General features: G+C 71.1%; 13 protein-coding genes. 8 read left to right on the forward strand and 5 right to left on the reverse strand.

What is annotated here, in order from left to right:
• Positions 1-246: 246 nt before the first annotated feature.
• Positions 247-2466, forward strand: coding sequence for a glycosyltransferase (locus PA27867_RS07280; RefSeq protein WP_066599336.1), 2220 nt, complete (start codon positions 247-249; stop codon positions 2464-2466).
• Positions 2463-3779: a glycosyltransferase gene (locus PA27867_RS07285; RefSeq protein WP_066594857.1), complete on the forward strand. Its 1317-nt coding sequence runs from the start codon at positions 2463-2465 to the stop codon at positions 3777-3779. The genes PA27867_RS07280 and PA27867_RS07285 overlap by 4 nt, the downstream gene beginning before the upstream one ends.
• Before the next feature lie 88 nt (positions 3780-3867).
• On the opposite strand, the gene PA27867_RS07290 is transcribed toward PA27867_RS07285, so the two are convergent.
• Together PA27867_RS07290 and clpS are read right to left on the reverse strand one after the other, a co-directional pair.
• Positions 3868-4383, reverse strand: coding sequence for a DUF2017 family protein (locus PA27867_RS07290; RefSeq protein WP_084020835.1), 516 nt, complete (start codon positions 4381-4383; stop codon positions 3868-3870).
• 82 nt (positions 4384-4465) lie between these two features.
• Positions 4466-4750, reverse strand: a complete 285-nt coding sequence (gene clpS, locus PA27867_RS07295; RefSeq protein ID WP_066594861.1) for an ATP-dependent Clp protease adapter ClpS — start codon at positions 4748-4750, stop codon at positions 4466-4468.
• A 74-nt stretch (positions 4751-4824) separates the two neighbouring features.
• Between clpS and PA27867_RS07300 the strand changes: the two genes are divergently transcribed.
• Positions 4825-5751 carry an HNH endonuclease family protein gene (locus PA27867_RS07300; protein ID WP_066594863.1) on the forward strand — a complete coding sequence of 309 codons (927 nt, stop codon included), beginning with the start codon at positions 4825-4827 and terminating at the stop codon, positions 5749-5751.
• Positions 5752-5855: 104 nt separating this feature from the next.
• Here PA27867_RS07300 and PA27867_RS07305 read toward each other — a convergent pair whose 3' ends face one another.
• Both PA27867_RS07305 and PA27867_RS07310 read right to left on the reverse strand, forming a co-directional pair.
• Entirely contained in the window at positions 5856-6548 is a 693-nt protein-coding gene (locus PA27867_RS07305; protein ID WP_066594865.1) for an IclR family transcriptional regulator, read from the reverse strand.
• Complete coding sequence (locus tag PA27867_RS07310; RefSeq protein WP_236900866.1) at positions 6545-8062, reverse strand: APC family permease; 1518 nt, start codon at positions 8060-8062, stop codon at positions 6545-6547. The genes PA27867_RS07305 and PA27867_RS07310 overlap by 4 nt, the downstream gene beginning before the upstream one ends.
• 225 nt (positions 8063-8287) lie before the next feature.
• On the opposite strand from PA27867_RS07310, the gene PA27867_RS07315 reads away from it, so the two are divergent.
• Genes PA27867_RS07315 through PA27867_RS07325 form a run of 3 tightly spaced genes read left to right on the forward strand, consistent with a single transcriptional unit; the run spans position 8288 to position 12561 of the window.
• The gene (locus PA27867_RS07315) at positions 8288-9763 is read left to right on the forward strand and encodes an APC family permease (protein ID WP_066594867.1); all 1476 of its coding nucleotides are present in this window, start codon (positions 8288-8290) and stop codon (positions 9761-9763) included.
• Positions 9764-9808: 45 nt separating this feature from the next.
• Positions 9809-11899, forward strand: a complete 2091-nt coding sequence (locus tag PA27867_RS07320) for a primary-amine oxidase (protein WP_066594873.1) — start codon at positions 9809-9811, stop codon at positions 11897-11899.
• 17 nt (positions 11900-11916) lie between these two features.
• Positions 11917-12561 carry a hypothetical protein gene (locus PA27867_RS07325; RefSeq protein WP_066594874.1) on the forward strand — a complete coding sequence of 215 codons (645 nt, stop codon included), beginning with the start codon at positions 11917-11919 and terminating at the stop codon, positions 12559-12561.
• A gap of 96 nt (positions 12562-12657) precedes the next feature.
• On the opposite strand, the gene PA27867_RS07330 is transcribed toward PA27867_RS07325, so the two are convergent.
• The gene (locus tag PA27867_RS07330) at positions 12658-13374 is read right to left on the reverse strand and encodes a YoaK family protein (protein WP_335582786.1); all 717 of its coding nucleotides are present in this window, start codon (positions 13372-13374) and stop codon (positions 12658-12660) included.
• 219 nt (positions 13375-13593) lie between these two features.
• On the opposite strand from PA27867_RS07330, the gene PA27867_RS07335 reads away from it, so the two are divergent.
• Both PA27867_RS07335 and PA27867_RS07340 read left to right on the forward strand, forming a co-directional pair.
• A complete protein-coding gene (locus tag PA27867_RS07335; protein ID WP_066594875.1) occupies positions 13594-14676 on the forward strand; it encodes an acetamidase/formamidase family protein in 1083 nt (360 codons plus the stop codon).
• Positions 14669-16324, forward strand: a complete 1656-nt coding sequence (locus tag PA27867_RS07340; RefSeq protein ID WP_084020838.1) for an AtzH-like domain-containing protein — start codon at positions 14669-14671, stop codon at positions 16322-16324. The genes PA27867_RS07335 and PA27867_RS07340 overlap by 8 nt, the downstream gene beginning before the upstream one ends.
• Positions 16325-16406: the final 82 nt, after the last annotated feature.

Genomic DNA, 16406 nt, shown 5'->3' on the forward strand with positions numbered 1-16406 from the left:
TGCCAATGCCCTGATCAATTGGATTCGACCGCTCGCGAACCCCGGCAACGTGGCAGAATATCGCTCCGGGGCAGCCTCTTTCGGGGACGGCTCCGAACAGAAGACGAACCACTCGATCGGCATGATCGATGACGTGAGAAATCGACGGGTCACCACGGAGGGCAGCGTTGCCACCCCGGTGCCTCACAACCGGCGCGGGCCCTGTTGCGCCCGATGATGGCGGCCCGCCGCCAAGAGGGAGACACCGTGGGAACTCACACGACGCTGGATTCGATGCGACAGGCAGGCGGCATCCTGGCCGGTATCCGCTGCGCGGACGACCTCACCATCGCCGCGACCCGCGACGGCGGCAACCGCGCCGTGAGGCTGCTGGCCCAGGCCGCGCTCGATCCGACCGACCAGCTCACCGCCATCGCGGCCGTGCATGCCCTGGCTCAGGTCTTCGACGAATCCGCCGACGACGTGCTGGTCTCCCTGCTCGAGCACGACTCCGCGTTCCTGCGCGAGCACGCCGCCTGGGCCTTCGGCACCCGGCTGCCGCGCTTTGACGCCATCGCCGGGCTGTTCCGCATGGTGGTGGCCGGTGGATTCTCCGGGATGATCGCCCAGCGCACCCTCGAGCAGTGGGCGGCGTCCGCCCCCGACCACGTGGCCCTGGCCGCCGAGGGCGCCATGCTCGGTGTCGCCGAGCCGGCCGCCCGTGCCCGTCTCGTCGAGACGATCGGCCTCATCGGCGGCCGCATCCCGCAGCGGATGCTGCGCCGCATCGCGGCCGACCCGACCGAGGCCCTCGACCCCCGGGCCGCGGCCGTGGCCGCCCTGGGCGACTCCCCGGCCACCGACGCCAACGTCGCCGTCGTGACCGACCTGGCCCGCGGCGACGACGACCTCGCCGACGTGGCCCGCCTCGCCCTGCTGGACCTCACCGTGCCCGCCTACCCGCGCGCGCCGTGGAGCAGCGGGCAGACCGTGGCTCAGCTGTTCCTGCACGCTGACATCGACCGGGAACTCAGCCAGGTGGGCTCGGGTGACAACGGCGGAATCGCCACCCTGCTGGTGCGCCTGGGCGACGCCCTCGTGGCCGGCGGCGGCGCGGCCTACTCCCCGGCCAACCAGGTCGATGCCCACCCGCTCGATTCAGTACAGCTCGACAGCGACCGGACCGGCAGCAGCGTCGACCGCGTGCTGACCCTGTCGCGCGGCGGCCCCGCCGACGCCCTGGCCTGCCTGCCCGAGGTGAGCTCGACGCTCTCCGGGCACGCCTTCGCGACCGTCCCGTTCCTCGGGGCGCCCATCTCCTCGGCCGATGCCTGGCCGCGGCGCGTGGCAGTGCAGCGCGGCATCCGCCGGATTCTGCGCGCCGCGGGCAGCGTCGACGTGTTGCACCTCAGGATGGCGGACGTGGGCACCCTTGCGGCCTCCTCCGTGGCTCGTGAACTGGAGATCCCGGTGGTCTTCACGGTGGCACCAGACCCGCACAGCGTGATCAACGCGATGGATGCCGCCGGCTCGCTCACGCGCGCCAACTTCGGCGCCGTCGACGAGGTCGAACACTTCTGGTTCCGGGCCCGGCTGGTGCAGCGGATCGCGGCCGACGCCGCGCACACCGTGCTCTTCCCGCGCCCCGAACTGGAGCGGGACATGCGCGAACTCGTGGGCATCGACATCACGGCGCACCCCGAGCGTCACTCCGTGGTCGCGGAGGGCATCGACCTCACCGTGATCGAGCGGTCGGTGGCCACGGCGATCACGGCTGACCCGGCCGACTTCGCTGACCTCGACGCCCTGCTGGCCACGCTGCCCGAGCACCGGCGGCACCTGCCGCTCGCGGTCACGGTGGGCCGGCTGCACCGGGTGAAGGGCATGGCCACTCTCGTGCACGCCTGGGCCGACGATGCGGCCCTGCGCGAGCGGTGCAACCTGCTGATCGTGGGCGGCGATCTCGAGAACCCGTCGTTCGACGAACGCGGACAGCTCAACCTGATCGGCACCGCGGTGCCCCTGGACGCCGCAGCCGGACACGGTCTGCTGCTTGCCGGACACCGGGCCAACGACGCGGTGGCCCGCTGGCTGGCCGCCGCCCGCTACGGCCGGCCCGGACTGGCGGCGCCGAACGGTGTCTACGTGTGCGCGAGCATGAAGGAAGAGTTCGGCATCGCGCTGCTCGAGGCGATGGCGACGGGACTGACCGTCGTGGCGCCTGACGCGGGCGGACCGGCGACCTACGTGGAGGACGGCACCACCGGCATCCTGGTGAACACCGCCGACGCTGCCCAGCTCTCGGACGGCATCACCCAGGCGCTCGATCTCGCAGCCGGCCCGTTCGGCGAGGAATTCGCCCAGCGCGCCGCCGACATGGTTGCAGGGACCTTCGCCATCCAGGCCATGGCCGGCACTCTTGCGGAGGTCTACCACGCGGTGGCCGAAGCGCAGCAGGCCCTCGACTGGGCGTTGAGCGCTTCATGACCCTCCTGATCATCAGCCCCGACTACGCGTCGCACCTGTTCCCGCTCGCGACCCTCGGCACCGCCTGGCGCACCAGAGGTGAGCGTGTGGTGGTGGCCAGCGGACCGGCCACGGCCGGGATCGTGGCCGACTTCGGCTTCGAACGCGTGAACCTGCAGCTGGGCCGCGGGTCGAACCCCGGCACCATCCGCGCCGAGGACCAGCCCACCGGCGAGGACGACGCCCTGCGCGGCTTCTTCGACGCCACCCGGGTGGGCCTGGTGGAAACCCTCCGGTTCCAGGCCGAGGCCCGCAGCAGCGACCTGCTCTGGAACCCCGTGGCCGTGGCCCGCGAGGTGCAGCGCATCGTGGCCGAGGTGCAGCCCGACCAGGTGATCGTCGACCACCTGGCGTTCAGCGCCCGGCTCGCCCTGATCAGCGCCGGAGTGCGGCACGCCGACGTCGTTCTCGGGCATCCCACCGCCCTGCCCGTGGGCGACGAGGTCTACGGCTACCCGTCGGCCTGGCCGGAGGCGTTCACCCCGGACCCGCTCGAGCTCGTGCAGCTACGGCTGCTCTGCGAACGGGTGCGCGACGACTTCACGCTGCAGTGGAACGATGCCCTGCTGCAGCTGGACCCGACGGCCCCGCCCAGCGGCGACGCCTTCACCGAGACCGGAGACGTGCTCCTGCTGAACTATCCGGCCGAGCTGCACTCGGCGGAGCGCACCGCGCTTCTGCCCGAACACGCCTTCCTCGGCTCCGCGGTGCGTTCGGAGGCCGACGACCCAGAAGTGTCCGCCTGGCTGGCCTCCGGCGACGACCGCCCGCTGGTGTACGTCAGCTTCGGCAGCTTCCTGTCGGTGCGCGGCGACGTCCTCGCCCGCGTGGCGGAGGCCCTGCGCGGTCTCGATGTGCGGGTGGCGATCGCCGTGGGCTCCACCGACGCGGCCGAGTTGGGCCCGCTGCCGGATTCCTGGCTGGTGCGTTCGTTCCTGCCCCAGGTGACGGTGCTCGGGCACGCGGCCCTGGCCGTCACCCACGGCGGCAACAACTCGGTCACCGAGGCCATGACGGCCGGTGTGCCGTTGCTTGTGCTGCCATTCTCCACCGACCAGTTCGCCGGAGCCGCGGCCCTCGACGACGCCGGTTTCGGGCTCTCCCTCGACCCCAACACGGCCGGACCGGATGCGCTGCGGCAGGCCGCCGTGACGCTGCTGGGGCTGTCGGGCGAACCCCAGGAGCGACTGCAGGCGCTCAGCGCGGCGCTGTCCGGTGGCGCGGGGCCGCAGCGCGCCTACACGGCGTTGCAGACGGTGCCGCGCGCGGCCTGACGCGGTACGGGACCCGTCGTGCATCTCGACGCTTCGTCCTCCGCGTCGGGTCCTCCGCGTGGGTACTCGGCGGAGTAGCTGCCGGGTCCTAGGCGTCGATGGCGTACACGAGTGACTCCTGCACCATGCCGAGCCAGTCGTAGACCTCGCCCAGGAAGCCGCTCTGGTCGTCGTGCAGCCGGGGGATGCCCCGGTCGTCGACCTGCAGGCGTTCGGCGATCACCAGCCTGAGGTCGGTGAGGGTGCGCAGCCACGACTGCACGCCGGCCGGGTCGAGCACCACGGGAACCGGCAGCGGATCGTGCCCCGGCGCATCCTGCGCTTCGGCACCGAGAAGGGCGATGACCGAGCGGGCGTTGCCGATCTTGCCCTCGAGCAGGCCGTCGGCCGTGAACCGGCGGAACTCGGCGCTGGCCTCGGGGTCATCGGGGTAGGCGGCGGGCAGGAGCCGGCTCACATTGGTCAGGCTGAACGAACCGGGGTCGTCGGTGTCGATGCTCTCGAGCATTCTGATCAGCTGCCCGGCCACTTGGCGGAGCAGGTCGGCTTCGACGGGTTCCAACATCGCCGAGACCATGCCGGAGTCCTCGCGGCGGAAGTCCATCAGGTCACCGTCCGGCGGCGCGCGGCGCGCGTCTTCGCGCAGACCGGGCGCAGACGCTCACCCCGGTTGTGAGTTTCGATGCTCACTCGTCGGCCCGGTCCAGCGTGGCCCAGAGCCCGTAACCGTGCATGGCCTCCACGTGCCGCTCCATCGATTCCCGGTTGCCGGTGGCCACGATCGCGCGGCCGTTGTTGTGCACCTGCAGCATGAGGCGTTCCGCCTCGGCGGCCGGCACCCCGAAGTAGCTGCGGAAGACGTAGGCGACGTAGGACATCAGGTTGACCGGGTCGTCCCAGACCACGGTGACCCAGGGCCGGTCCAGGGAGACGGCCTCTCGGGTGAGCAGTCTTTCGTCGGTGGTGGGCACACTTAAGCCTCACATGTGCGGGCCGAGAGTTCCACCACCCCATGGCAGGATGGGGACATCGTGAGACACCCGCAATGAGCCGCCGCCCCACCGTCAGTCCCCGCATCAGCCGACCCCGCCGCCGTCCACGCTGGACCCGCCGCACCCCCAATCTGCTGATCACCCTGGTCGTGGCGATCGCCATCGCCTGGGCCGTCGGCTACGTCTCCACCGGCCAGGCCGCTCCCACCATCGGCTGGGACACTGCGGCCCCGGATGCGCAGGCCACCTCCCAGCCCGCCGGCGGCGACCGTGCACCCAAGAGCACCGTGCCCCCGAACACCGCGCCGGTCAGCGCGGCACCGTCGAACAGCGCGCCGACCTATTCCGGCACCGAGGCCCTCGCCCTGGTGGCGGCTCTGCCCGACGCCGTCTGGAGCGACGACGGCAGCTACGCGGGCAACCGCACGGCCCTGTTCGGCGATGCCTGGGCGTTCGACTTCGACCAGAACGGCTGCGACACCCGCAACGACATCCTCACCCGCGACCTCGTCGCCGCAGACGTCGACCCGGCGACCTGCCGGGTGTACACGGGCACCCTCACCGACCCATACACGGGCGAGACGATCGACTTCGTGCGCGGGCAGGACACCTCGGCCCTGGTGCAGATCGACCACCTGTTGCCGCTCAAGGCCGTCTACGCCACCGGGGGAGAGTCCTGGACTGCCGAGAAGCGGCAGGCCCTGGCCAACGACCCGGTGAACCTGCTGGCGGTCAAGGGCACCGAGAACTCGTCGAAGTCCGACTCGCTGCCGAGCGACTGGCTGCCGGGCTTCTACCCCGACGTCTCCGACCGGCACGACCTGGGGCAGCGCGTGGTCTGGGACGACCTGCCCGCCGACACGACCCTGCAGTGCTGGTACATCGACAAGCTCGTTCCGGTCTTCGTGGCCTACGACCTCGGTGTCACCCCCGAAGACCGCGCCGCGATGACGGCCGTGCTGGAGACCTGCCCCGCCTGATCCCGCCCGCCGCCTTCGCCCCGTGAGCAACTCCTGCAATTTCGGCGGGAACGGCCTGACACAGGCCGAATCGGCGGTGCTGCCGGAAATCTGCAGGAACGAGGCTAGGCCAGGAGCGGGGCGAGGGCGACGGCGGCCTGCCGGAGGAGGACCAGGTGCTCGCCGGGCTCTTCGATGCGGGCCCGCGGCGCGGCCAGGCACAGCGCGGCCACCAGGGTGCCGTCCCGGTCCCGGATCGGCACCGCGAGGCAGCCGAATCCGGTGCTCAACGTATCCAGTTGGCGGGCGAACCCCTGTTCCTGCACCTCGGTCACCCCGGGCTCCAGAGCCCCGGGGGAGTGCCGCTCGGCCAGCAGCAGCCGGCCCATGGCCGATTCGTGCAGCGGCCGGTGGCCTGTGGCCGGGAGCGTCGGGGGGAAGTCCGGGTCCGGGTCGATCACCTGCAGGCCGTTCCCGTCATAGCGCACGAGGTGCACGCCGCCGCGGATGCGCTCCCTGAGGTCGGTGACGATGAGCCGCACAGCCTCCGGAGGCCGGGGCGGTGCCACGAACTTCGCCAGTTCCGCGACCTTCCGGCCGAGGGCGAAGCCGCGCAGGTCGGGCATCCGCACCAGGTATTCGTCCTGCACCAGCAGGTTGAGCAGCCGGTAGGCCGTCGCTCGCGGGAGGCCGAGGTTGTCGGACACCTGCCGTGCCGTGACACCGGCGCCGCACCGGGCGACCTCCTCGAGCACGGTGAGGGCGCTGTGGATGGCCTTGGGTTGGCGTGCCCGCAGGTCTGCGGCCTCGCCGCTCACGGGGCGGCCCGGTTGTCGGCGAGGGCGGCGCCGAGGATGTCCGTCGACACCGGCACGTCGTAGACGCCGACGGTGTCACGCAGCCAGGGCCGGCGGATCCGGCGAACCACCGCAAACAGGGTGCCCACGAGCATGACGGCCAGGAACACCCAGACGCCGGCGAACCGGGCAGAGCCGATCTCCACGACGAGGTACACCACGAGCACGGCGCTCAACAGTACGGCAGCGGCTCCGGCGCGCAGCACCGGCCAGGGAGTGAGCTCGCCGATGCGCCAGAGGAACACCGGGGCCGCGACGCAGACGAGGATGTAGGCCGCGATGTAGCCGCCGGCCGCGCCGACGATGAAGATCTCCATCGCCCGCCAGACGCTGCCCGTGAGCAGGATAGTGCCGATCAGGCCGGTGGTGAGCACCGGAACCGTGACCACGATGGCGATGAACGGGGTGCGGTGCCGCCGGTGGCTCTGCCCGAACGCGCTCGGCAGCACCCCCTCCCGGCCCATCGAGAACAACACCCGCACGAGCGCCGTGATCGACGCTATCGCGCAGGCCAGGAACGACGCGGCGATGCTCACGTCGAGCAGCAGCCCCAGTGCGTCGATGCCGTACGCGGCGGCGAGGTCGTTGACCGGGGACGCACTGGCCGTGATGCTGCCGCCCACCGAGGCAAACCCGACGAGCTGGCTGAGCGCGGCCAGCAGGTACAGGCCGCCGGAGCCGATCACGGTCCAGGTCACCGCGCGGGGGATCGTGGCGTACGGACGCCGGGCTTCGACCCCCAGCGTGGCCGAGCTCTCAAATCCGACGAACGCCGTGAGCGCCAGGGCGGCGCCGACGGCGAAATCGGAGGGTCGCACTTCTGACATGTCCAGCACCGACCAGTCGAGCGCAGAACCCTGCACCACCAGCAGCGCCACGACAAGGGCGAGAATGATCACCACCGAGACACACTCCACCAGCAGCGTCGCCCGGGTCGACACCCGGATACCCCTGGCCAGCAGGACCATACAGGCGACGGCCATGGCCAGGATCAGCAGCACGGGCACGAGCAGGCTCCCCGTGAGAGCGGGCCACAGCCGTGCCGCGAGAATAGCGAGGTAGTACCCGGCCCCACCGAGGGCGAACATGGCCACGAAGCCGTAGCCGACGAGCAACGCCGTTCCGGTGACGAAGGACGCCGTGGTACCCAGGCCGTGGGCCACGAAGGTGTACAGCGATCCGGTGGCGGCGATCCGGCGGGTGAACTGGTTGACCGTGCCGGCCACGAGCAGGGCCAGGAGCATCGCCGCGCCGAGGGCCCAGACGGTGGCGCCGCCGGCGACGGTGGCGACGAGCAGCGGCATGGTCGTGGCCGCGGCTGAGGGTGCGACGGCGGACACCGACTGGGAGAGCACGTCGATGAAACCGACGCTGCGCCGGTCGAGGCCGTCAACCGGGGAGCGGGACTCGATCCCGGCCACCGGCTGCGGGTTCTCAATCGCCCGCCCCAGGGCTGACATCTCCGTGGCGCTCATGCCTCACCTCATCGTCCACTGCGCCAGAATGCGCAGGACCCCACGCTAGCCAGCCGCGATTGCCGCGCCGCGACGCCGGTGTTTCCGGGGTGTATCGCCCAAATGAGACAACCCGCGACGCGTGGTCTCATTCGGCCGCTCGCTGCCTTTTACCTCCGGGTGACGAGGCGGCAACAGGCCGCGGTCAGGCTGGGCATACCCGCATCCACCCAGTCTGGAGTCGACATGACCGCAACGAAAGAAACCACCGCCGGAACCATTCCGCCGCGCGCGCTCACCGGCTCGCTGGGCGTCACCGCCATCGTGCTGATGGTGGTCGCCGCCGCAGCACCACTGACCGTGATCGGGGGAGCGGCGCCGCTGGGCATCCTGCTCGGCAACGGCGTCGGGTTCCCCGCGATGTTCGCGATCGCCGCGATCGTGCTGCTGTTCTTCGCGGTGGGTCTGGCCGCGATGACCAGGCACGTACCCAAGCCCGGCGCCTTCTTCACCTTCGTCAACTACGGCCTGGGCAAGCCCGCCGGCCTGGCCACAGCGTTCCTGGCCCTCCTGACCTACACGACCATCCAGGTGTCGGTGCACGGATACGTCGGCTACATCCTCTCGGTCACCGTCACCGGGGTCGGCGGGCCCGACCTGCCGTGGTACCTGTACTCCCTGGCCGTCGTGGCCCTCGTGGGCGTGCTCGGCTACCGCCACATCGACCTGAGCTCCAAGGTGCTCGGCGTGCTGTTGATCGGCGAGGTCGGGATCGTGCTGGTGCTCGTGGCGGCCGTGGTGATCGCCGGCGGCGCCGACGGTCTCTCGCTGGCCCCGTTCGAACCAAACAACGTGCTCAGCGGCTCGCCCTCGGTAGGACTGATGTTCGCCATCGCCGCCTTCATCGGCTTCGAATCCACCGCGATCTTCCGCGACGAGGCCAAGGACCCGGCCCGCACGATCCCGCGGGCCACCTACGTGGCCGTGGTCGGCATCGGCGTCTTCTACACGCTCGCCTCCTGGGCCCTCGTGATGGCGTGGGGCCCCGACGGAGTGGTGGCCCAGGCCGCCGAAGACCCGGGCGCGATGATCCTGATCACCACCCTGAAGTATCTCGGTTCGGTCGGCGAGCTCGTCATGAACGTGCTGCTGATCACCAGCATGCTCGCCTGTGTGCTGTCGTTCCACAACGTCATCACCCGCTACCAGCACTCCATGTCCACCGCCAAGGTGCTGCCGGACGTACTCTCCTCCGTGCATCCCAAGCACTTCGCCCCGCACGTGTCCTCGGTCGTGCAGACCGTCACCGCCGGCCTGCTCGTGGTGCTCTTCGCGCTGCTGGGCCTTGACCCGATTCTGCAGGTCTTCACCTGGTTCTCCGGAGTGGCCACCCTGTCGGTGGCGCTGCTGATGGCCGTGACCAGCATCGCCGTGGTGGTGTACTTCGCCCGTACCAAGCGGGACCGCCGGCTCTGGAACACGGTCATCGCCCCGTCGCTCGGCTTCGTCGGCCTGCTCGTGTCGGCCACCATGATCGGCCTGAACTTCCCGTTCCTGATCGGCGACGTCAACGCCGCCGGCGAGCCGGCCTTCGGGGTGCTCACCGCGGTGCTGCTCGGCCTGATCGTGCTCTTCCCGCTGGCCGGACTCCTGCAGGCCCTCTGGCTCCGGCGCAACCGCCCTGCCGTGTACGCCCAGATCACCGAGGCCATCGGCGCCTGACCTGCCGTTCTCACCCCTCCACCGCCTCACCAGACAGGACCCAGCATGACTCTCTCCGACGTTTCCCTGCACACAGTTTCAGGTGCCAGCACCGTCCCGGCCGCGCCGCATCCGCTCGGCAGCCTCACGATGGCCGAATTCACCGCCATCCGCGACATCGTCATCAACGCGGACGACTTCACCGACACGACCCGGTTCGCCTATGTGGGCCTGGCCGAACCGCACAAGCGGGACGTGCTCGCCTGGCAGGCCGGCACCGGGCCGCTGCCCGACCGGAAGGCCCGGGTGATGCTGCTGGACATGGCGACCGGTCGCTCCACCGACAACATCGTGTCGCTGGGCGCCGGCGTGATCGAGAGCACCCACGTGCTCGACGGCTCGGCCGGGCAACTGCCGATCCTCGACACCGAGTTCGAGGCCATCGCCGGCATCGTCAACGCCGACCCGCGTTGGGTCGCGGCGCTGGCCGAGCGGGGCACGACCATCGACGAGGTGGTCGTCGTGCCACTCTCGGCCGGCTACTACGACCTGCCGGAGGAGATCGGCCGCCGGATCGTGCGGGTGTTGGCGTTCCGCCAGGACTACCCGACAGACCACCCGTGGGCGCACCCCGTCGACGGCCTCTGCGCCTATGTGGACACGGCGGCGGGCACCATCACCCGGCTGATCGACGCGGCCACCGTGGCCATCCCGGCCGAGGGCGGCAACTTCAACGACCCGGCCGTGCAGGGCGAACCTCTCACCACCCTCAAGCCCATCGTGATCAGCCAGCCGGAGGGGCCGAGTTTCGCCGTTGACGGCGAGTGGGTCACCTGGGCGAACTGGAAGTTCCAGGTGGGCTTCGACACCCGCGAGGGACTGGTGCTGCGTCAGCTGTCGTTCACGGATGCCGGCGAGGAACGCCCGATCATCTACCGGGCGTCGATCAACGAGATGCTCGTGCCCTATGGCGACCCGTCGCCGGTGCGGTTCTGGCAGAACTACTTCGACACCGGAGAGTACCTCTTCGGCCGCTACACCAACTCGCTCGCGCTCGGCTGCGACTGTGTGGGCGAGATCAAGTACTTCGACGCCGTGCTCGCCGACGAACTCGGCAACCCGTTCACCATCCCCAACGGCATCTGCATGCACGAGGAGGACGTGGGAACGCTGTGGAAGCACAGCGACCTGTTCACCGGCGCCCATGAGGTGCGCCGCCAGCGCCGCCTGGTGATCAGTTTCTTCACCACCGTGGGCAACTACGACTACGGCTTCTACTGGTATCTGTCGCTGGACGGCACCATCGAGTGCGAGGCCAAGCTCACCGGCGTGCTCTTCACGTCGGCGTACCCCGGCATTGCCGCCCCTGGCTCCACGCACGATGCGGGAGCAGACTACCCGTATGCCAGCGAGGTCGCTCCGGGGCTCGGTGCCCCGTACCACCAGCACCTCTTCAGCGCGCGGCTCGACATGACGGTCGACGGCCTGGCCAACGCCGTCGATGAGATCGAGGCCGTTCGGCTGCCGATGGGTCCGGGCAACGAACACGGCAACGCCTTCACCATGAAGAGCACCCGGCTCACCGGCGAGGCAAGCTCGGGCCGTGTCGCCGATGCCTCCGTCGCGCGGTCCTGGCACATCGTGAACACCGAGAAGACCAACCGGATGGGCCGGCCCACCGGCTACGCCCTGCTGCCGGAGGCGAACCCCACTCTCATGGCCGACCCGCAGTCGTCGATCGCCCAGCGGGCCGAGTTCGCCACCAAGCACCTCTTCGTGACGCAGTACGACCCGGCGGAGCAGTACGCCGCCGGCGACTTCGTGCACCAGAACCCGGGCGGCGACGGCATCACCACGTACATCGCCGATGACGCGTCCATCGACGGGGAGGACATCGTGCTCTGGCACACCTTCGGCCCCACCCACTTCCCGCGGGTGGAGGACTGGCCGGTGATGCCGGTGGACTACGCCAAGTTCACGCTCAAGCCGTACGGCTTCTTCGCCCGGAACCCCACTCTCAACGTGCCCGCAAGCGAGCCGGTGTCGCACTGCTCGCACGGCGGCGAGCCCGAGTCACACGCGGCGCATGCATCGACTGCCCCGGCACCGGCGGCGGGCGCCTGCGCGTGCGCCGGCCACGCGGCCCACGACGCCTAACCGGAAAGGAGCACACCGTGATCTCGGCCCTGCACCTGATCATGATCGTGGCGGCGGCGTCGAGCCTGTGCTGTGTGCTCGGCAGCCGGCGCACCCGGTCGGTCACGGCCGTGGGCGGCACGGTGCTCATGGCCGCGGCCATGGCCGACCTCGCCCTTGGCCTGATCGGCCTGGCCCCGCTGGTGTGGACCACCATCCTGGTGGGTTGGGCGATGGTGGCCGCGGGTGCCGCGCGGTGGCGTGAAGGCCGTGCGGCGGTGGGCCACGAGGTCGGCCCGGGCGGCGCCGTTCCGGCCACCGCGTACCCTGCCGCTGTCGTCCCGGCTGCCGCCGCTACGGCCACCGAGTCCCGGGCCGCTGTCACCACCGACGGACCTCGCCACCTGCACCTGCTGCACCAGCTCGGCCTGGTGGTGGTGGCCGGCCAGATCGCCCTGTGCGGCACTATGGCCGGGGGAACGGCCACGTCGCCGGGCCTGGGCGGCATGACGCATCCGCACTCGGTCTCGATCTTCGTCGCCGTGGTGTGCGTCGCCGGGGCCCTCTTCGTGGTCGCGGCCGCTGCCATGGTGCTCGTCGGTCAGCGCAACCGGCCGGAGCGCGGAACCCTGCTGAGCATGTCGGTCATGACGGCCGCGATGGCAGTGATGCCCTTCGGCTGACCGCCACCCGCCCCGGCTGGAGCATAACTCCGGCAATTCTCGACCGACGGGCCCGAAACGGCTGTCTTTCAGGCCCGGTGGGGAATCGAGCAGTAGTTATGCAACCGGCGCTGGGGCATGGTGGGGGCGGCCGGCCGCGTGGCCGATGGCGGTCACGGTGAGGGTGATCGCGGCGGTGAGGGCGATGCCCCAGCCGATGTGCACCATGAGCAGCAGGGCGCCAACGCCGGCGCCGGCCAGGATCAGCACGATGGCCGCCAGGCGGCGGAACCAGGGCTGGTTCTTGGCGCCGCCGAAGCGGGAGTCGGCCGCGAAGCCTGTGATGGTGGAGGTGACGACCACGGTCGTGACGTCCTTCACCGCGATGTGGCGCGCCACGGCGGCCTGCAGACCCATCACGGCGGCCAGGAAGCCGGTGACGAACAGGTCGAACGGCGCCGGCGGCTTGCCGCCCACGACGAACAGGATGATCGCGAGCGCGGCCATGATCACGCCGACCGCGCCGAACAGCGCGGTGGCTTCGGTGGTCCACCCGAACTTCACGTGGCGCAGCACCCGGCCGCCGATCGCGGCGCCCACCATGAAGGTGAACAGGGCGATGAGCGGGCCCACAACGGGCAGGTCGTCGGCGCCGGCGATGGCCATGCCCAGGATCACGACGTTGCCGGTCATGTTGCCGGTGAACACCTTGTCGAGGCCGAGGTAACCCACGGCATCCGCCACACCCGTGGAGAAGGTGAGGGCGAGCATCAGGCCCAGGTGCAGGTGGTCGGGCTTGCTGCGCAGGCGGTGGAGGACGGGGGTGGAGGCCACGAGTGGTCCTATCGGTGTGGACACGCGAGCGTGCGAGATGGGTTCGGGAACGGGTGCCGGGGTGAGGCGCACCCGGGACGGAACGGAGCCCGGTCGGGAATTGTCACGGTAGCGGCTGGTCGGAGCGGGCGCAAAACGGGCGCTACTCTCGACCAACGGGGATGCGCCGGCCGTCCGGCGCCGAACCGGTTCCCGACCCTCGATCCGAAAAGGCGTCCCATGCCATTCGACATCCTGCAGCCCGGCACCGGGCACATCCGCGCCGCGCAGTACCTGCCCGCCACGCCCGACACCGTGTTGTGGGGGCGGCTGCCCTGTGCCACGGATGCGCCGGCGCTCGTGATCGAGAGCGGCACCGAGGTCACCATCGACACGGTCAGCCACGAGGGCGTGCTCGAAGACCAGGGCCGTGACCCGGTGGTCTTCTTCGCCGGCCACGGCGTGGAACGAGCCGCGGTGCTCGACGACGCCGTGCGGCTGGCCGGTTCGTTCAGCCTGCGCGACCCCCGGGTGGACGGGCCGCACCTGGTCACCGGTCCGATCCATGTGCGCGGCGCCAGCCCGGGCGACCTGCTCAAGATGACCGTGCTCGAGGCCACCCCGCGGGTGCCGTACGGCGTGATCTCCAACCGGCACGGTCGCGGCGCCCTGCCGGGGGAGTACCCGCTCGGCGACGGCAACGTGAGCGTGTTCGCGGCGCTGGAGGACGGCCCGGCGGGCCGGGTGGGCACCCTGCCGCTCGTGCCGGGCGGGGAGCGGAGCGTGCACTTCCCGCTCCGGCCGTTCCTCGGCATCATGGGCGTCGCCGTCGCCGGCGATGAGCGCCCACACTCCGTGCCGCCCGGTTCGCACGGCGGCAACATCGACATCAACCTGCTCACCGTGGGCTCGGCGCTGTACCTGCCGGTTCAGGTGGAAGGCGCGCTGGCCTACGTGGGCGACCCGCACTTCGCCCAGGGCGACGGCGAGGTGGCCCTCACGGCCATGGAGGCGTCGCTGCGGGTGACCATCCGGTTCGACGTGGTGACGCAGGCCGACGCCGTGGCCGCGTTCGGCGAGCTGGTCGGGCCGCTCGCCGAGACGGCCGAGTTCCTGGTGCCCACCGGCATGGACGCCGACCTCGACGAGGCCGTGCGGAAATGCGTGCGCGCGGCGATCGACCTTCTCGCGGCGCGGTTCGGGATGGACCGCACCCTCGCCTACGCGTACCTGAGCGCGGCGACCGACTTCAACATCTCGCAGGTGGTCGACCTGGTCGCCGGCGTGCACGCGCGCATCCGGGTGGCGGACTTCGATGTCTGAGCCGCGCACCACCGTTCCCGGGCCGGCTGTTGCCGGGCCCGCCGCCGTCACGCCCACGAGCGTCACCGGCGACCTGCCCGACGGACTGCTCGAGGCCTTCACCGGCTACGAGGACGCCCTCGCCCGCAACGACCTCGCGGCTCTCGACGCCTACTTCGCGCCGGGGGAGAGCACACTGCGCGGCGACGCCACCGGGCTGCTCGTGGGCCACGACGCGATCAGCGGGTTCCGCGGGGCGCGCAGCGGCACGCTCGCCCGCGGCATCCGCTCGCTGCACGTGCGGGTGATCGACCCGCGGCACGCCGTGATCGTGTCGGTGAACACCCCGGATGCCGGCGGCGCCGGCCTGGTCACCCAGCTCTGGGTGCAGGGCGACACGGACTCCTGGCGGGTGGAGGTGGCCCAGGTGGCCGCGCCGCCGGCCGCGGTCAACCCCACGGTGTGGCGCCTGGTGGGCACCCCGCTGGTTCCCGCGGCCACCGACACCGGCCCGCTCGCCGGCGAGACGGTTGCCGTGAAGGACCTCTTCGACCTCGCCGGCTTCACGGTGGGCGCCGGAAACCCGGCGTACCTCGGCGAGGCCACGCCGGCCACCGTGACCGCCCCGGCCGTCGCCGCGCTGCTCGGCGCCGGTGCGAGCGTGCGGGGTGTCGCCCAGACCGACGAATTCGCGTACAGCATCGCCGGCGACAACGAGCACTACGGCACCCCGCCCAACGTGCGGGTGCCCGGCGGACTGCCCGGCGGCTCGTCCAGCGGCCCCGCCGCGGCCGTCGCCCTGGGCCAGGCGAGCATCGGTCTGGCCACCGACACCGCAGGATCCATCCGGGTGCCCGCGTCGTACCAGGGACTCTGGGGACTCCGCAGCACCCACGACGCCGTCGACCGCACCGGCCTGCTGCCACTGGCACCGACCTTCGACACCGTCGGCTGGCTCACCCGCACCCCGGCCGTGCTGCGTGCCGCCGCCGCCGCGTCGCTCGATCCCGCCCGGCAGGTCGCCCTCGTACCGACCGCCGCACCGACCGCCGCACCGGAGGATGCACTGACGAATCCACCGGCCCGCTTCGCCGTGTCGACGGCGCTGGTCTTCGCCGCCGACGACGACGTACAGGCCGCTTTCGTGACCGGGCTGGACCGCCTCATCCGGGCCGGGCTGCTGCCCGAACCCGACCTCGTCGACGTGGGCGACCTCGCCGAGGCCCTGCGCATCTTCCGGGCGATCCAGACGGCAGAGGCGTGGAGGTGCAACGGGGACTGGGTCACCGCGCACCCCGGCGCCCTCGGCGCCGCGGTCGCGAGCCGGTTCGAGATCGCGTCCCGCACCGACCCGGCCGCCGAGGCCGAGGCTCGCGTCGCGATGGCCGCCGCCCGCGCCCGGCTGGACGCGGTGCTCGACGGACGCATCCTGCTGCTGCCCTCGGCGTCGTCGACGGCGCCGTCGCGGCACGCGAACGCGGCCACCATCGACGCGACCCGCACGGCGACGCTGACCATGACGAGCCTGGCCGGGATCGGCGGATATCCGGCGCTGTCCGTGCCACTGTTCGAGGTTCACGGCAAGCCTGTGGGGCTCTGCCTGGTGGGTCCGCGATACAGCGACCTCGCCCTCGTCGATGTGGGGGCGGAATTGGCCGCGGGTGGGTGACCGCGCGAAACATGGCTGAAACACCTGTTGCGTAAACTGGGGATCTGAAACATTTGGTTCAGAATTGCCGAGGGGTGAAACA

It is taken from the genome of Cryobacterium arcticum (genome assembly GCF_001679725.1).
Lineage (GTDB): Bacteria > Actinomycetota > Actinomycetes > Actinomycetales > Microbacteriaceae > Cryobacterium > Cryobacterium arcticum_A.

What these genes read in the sequence shown, in the direction of transcription:
- PA27867_RS07285 (WP_066594857.1), top strand. Translation starts at nt 2,463, where the DNA reads ATGACCCTCCTGATCATCAGCCCCGACTACGCGTCGCACCTGTTCCCG.
- PA27867_RS07290 (WP_084020835.1), bottom strand. Translation starts at nt 4,383, where the DNA reads ATGGACTTCCGCCGCGAGGACTCCGGCATGGTCTCGGCGATGTTGGAA.
- PA27867_RS07300 (WP_066594863.1), top strand. Translation starts at nt 4,825, where the DNA reads ATGAGCCGCCGCCCCACCGTCAGTCCCCGCATCAGCCGACCCCGCCGC.
- PA27867_RS07310 (WP_236900866.1), bottom strand. Translation starts at nt 8,062, where the DNA reads ATGAGCGCCACGGAGATGTCAGCCCTGGGGCGGGCGATTGAGAACCCG.
- PA27867_RS07315 (WP_066594867.1), top strand. Translation starts at nt 8,288, where the DNA reads ATGACCGCAACGAAAGAAACCACCGCCGGAACCATTCCGCCGCGCGCG.
- PA27867_RS07320 (WP_066594873.1), top strand. Translation starts at nt 9,809, where the DNA reads ATGACTCTCTCCGACGTTTCCCTGCACACAGTTTCAGGTGCCAGCACC.
- PA27867_RS07335 (WP_066594875.1), top strand. Translation starts at nt 13,594, where the DNA reads ATGCCATTCGACATCCTGCAGCCCGGCACCGGGCACATCCGCGCCGCG.
- PA27867_RS07340 (WP_084020838.1), top strand. Translation starts at nt 14,669, where the DNA reads ATGTCTGAGCCGCGCACCACCGTTCCCGGGCCGGCTGTTGCCGGGCCC.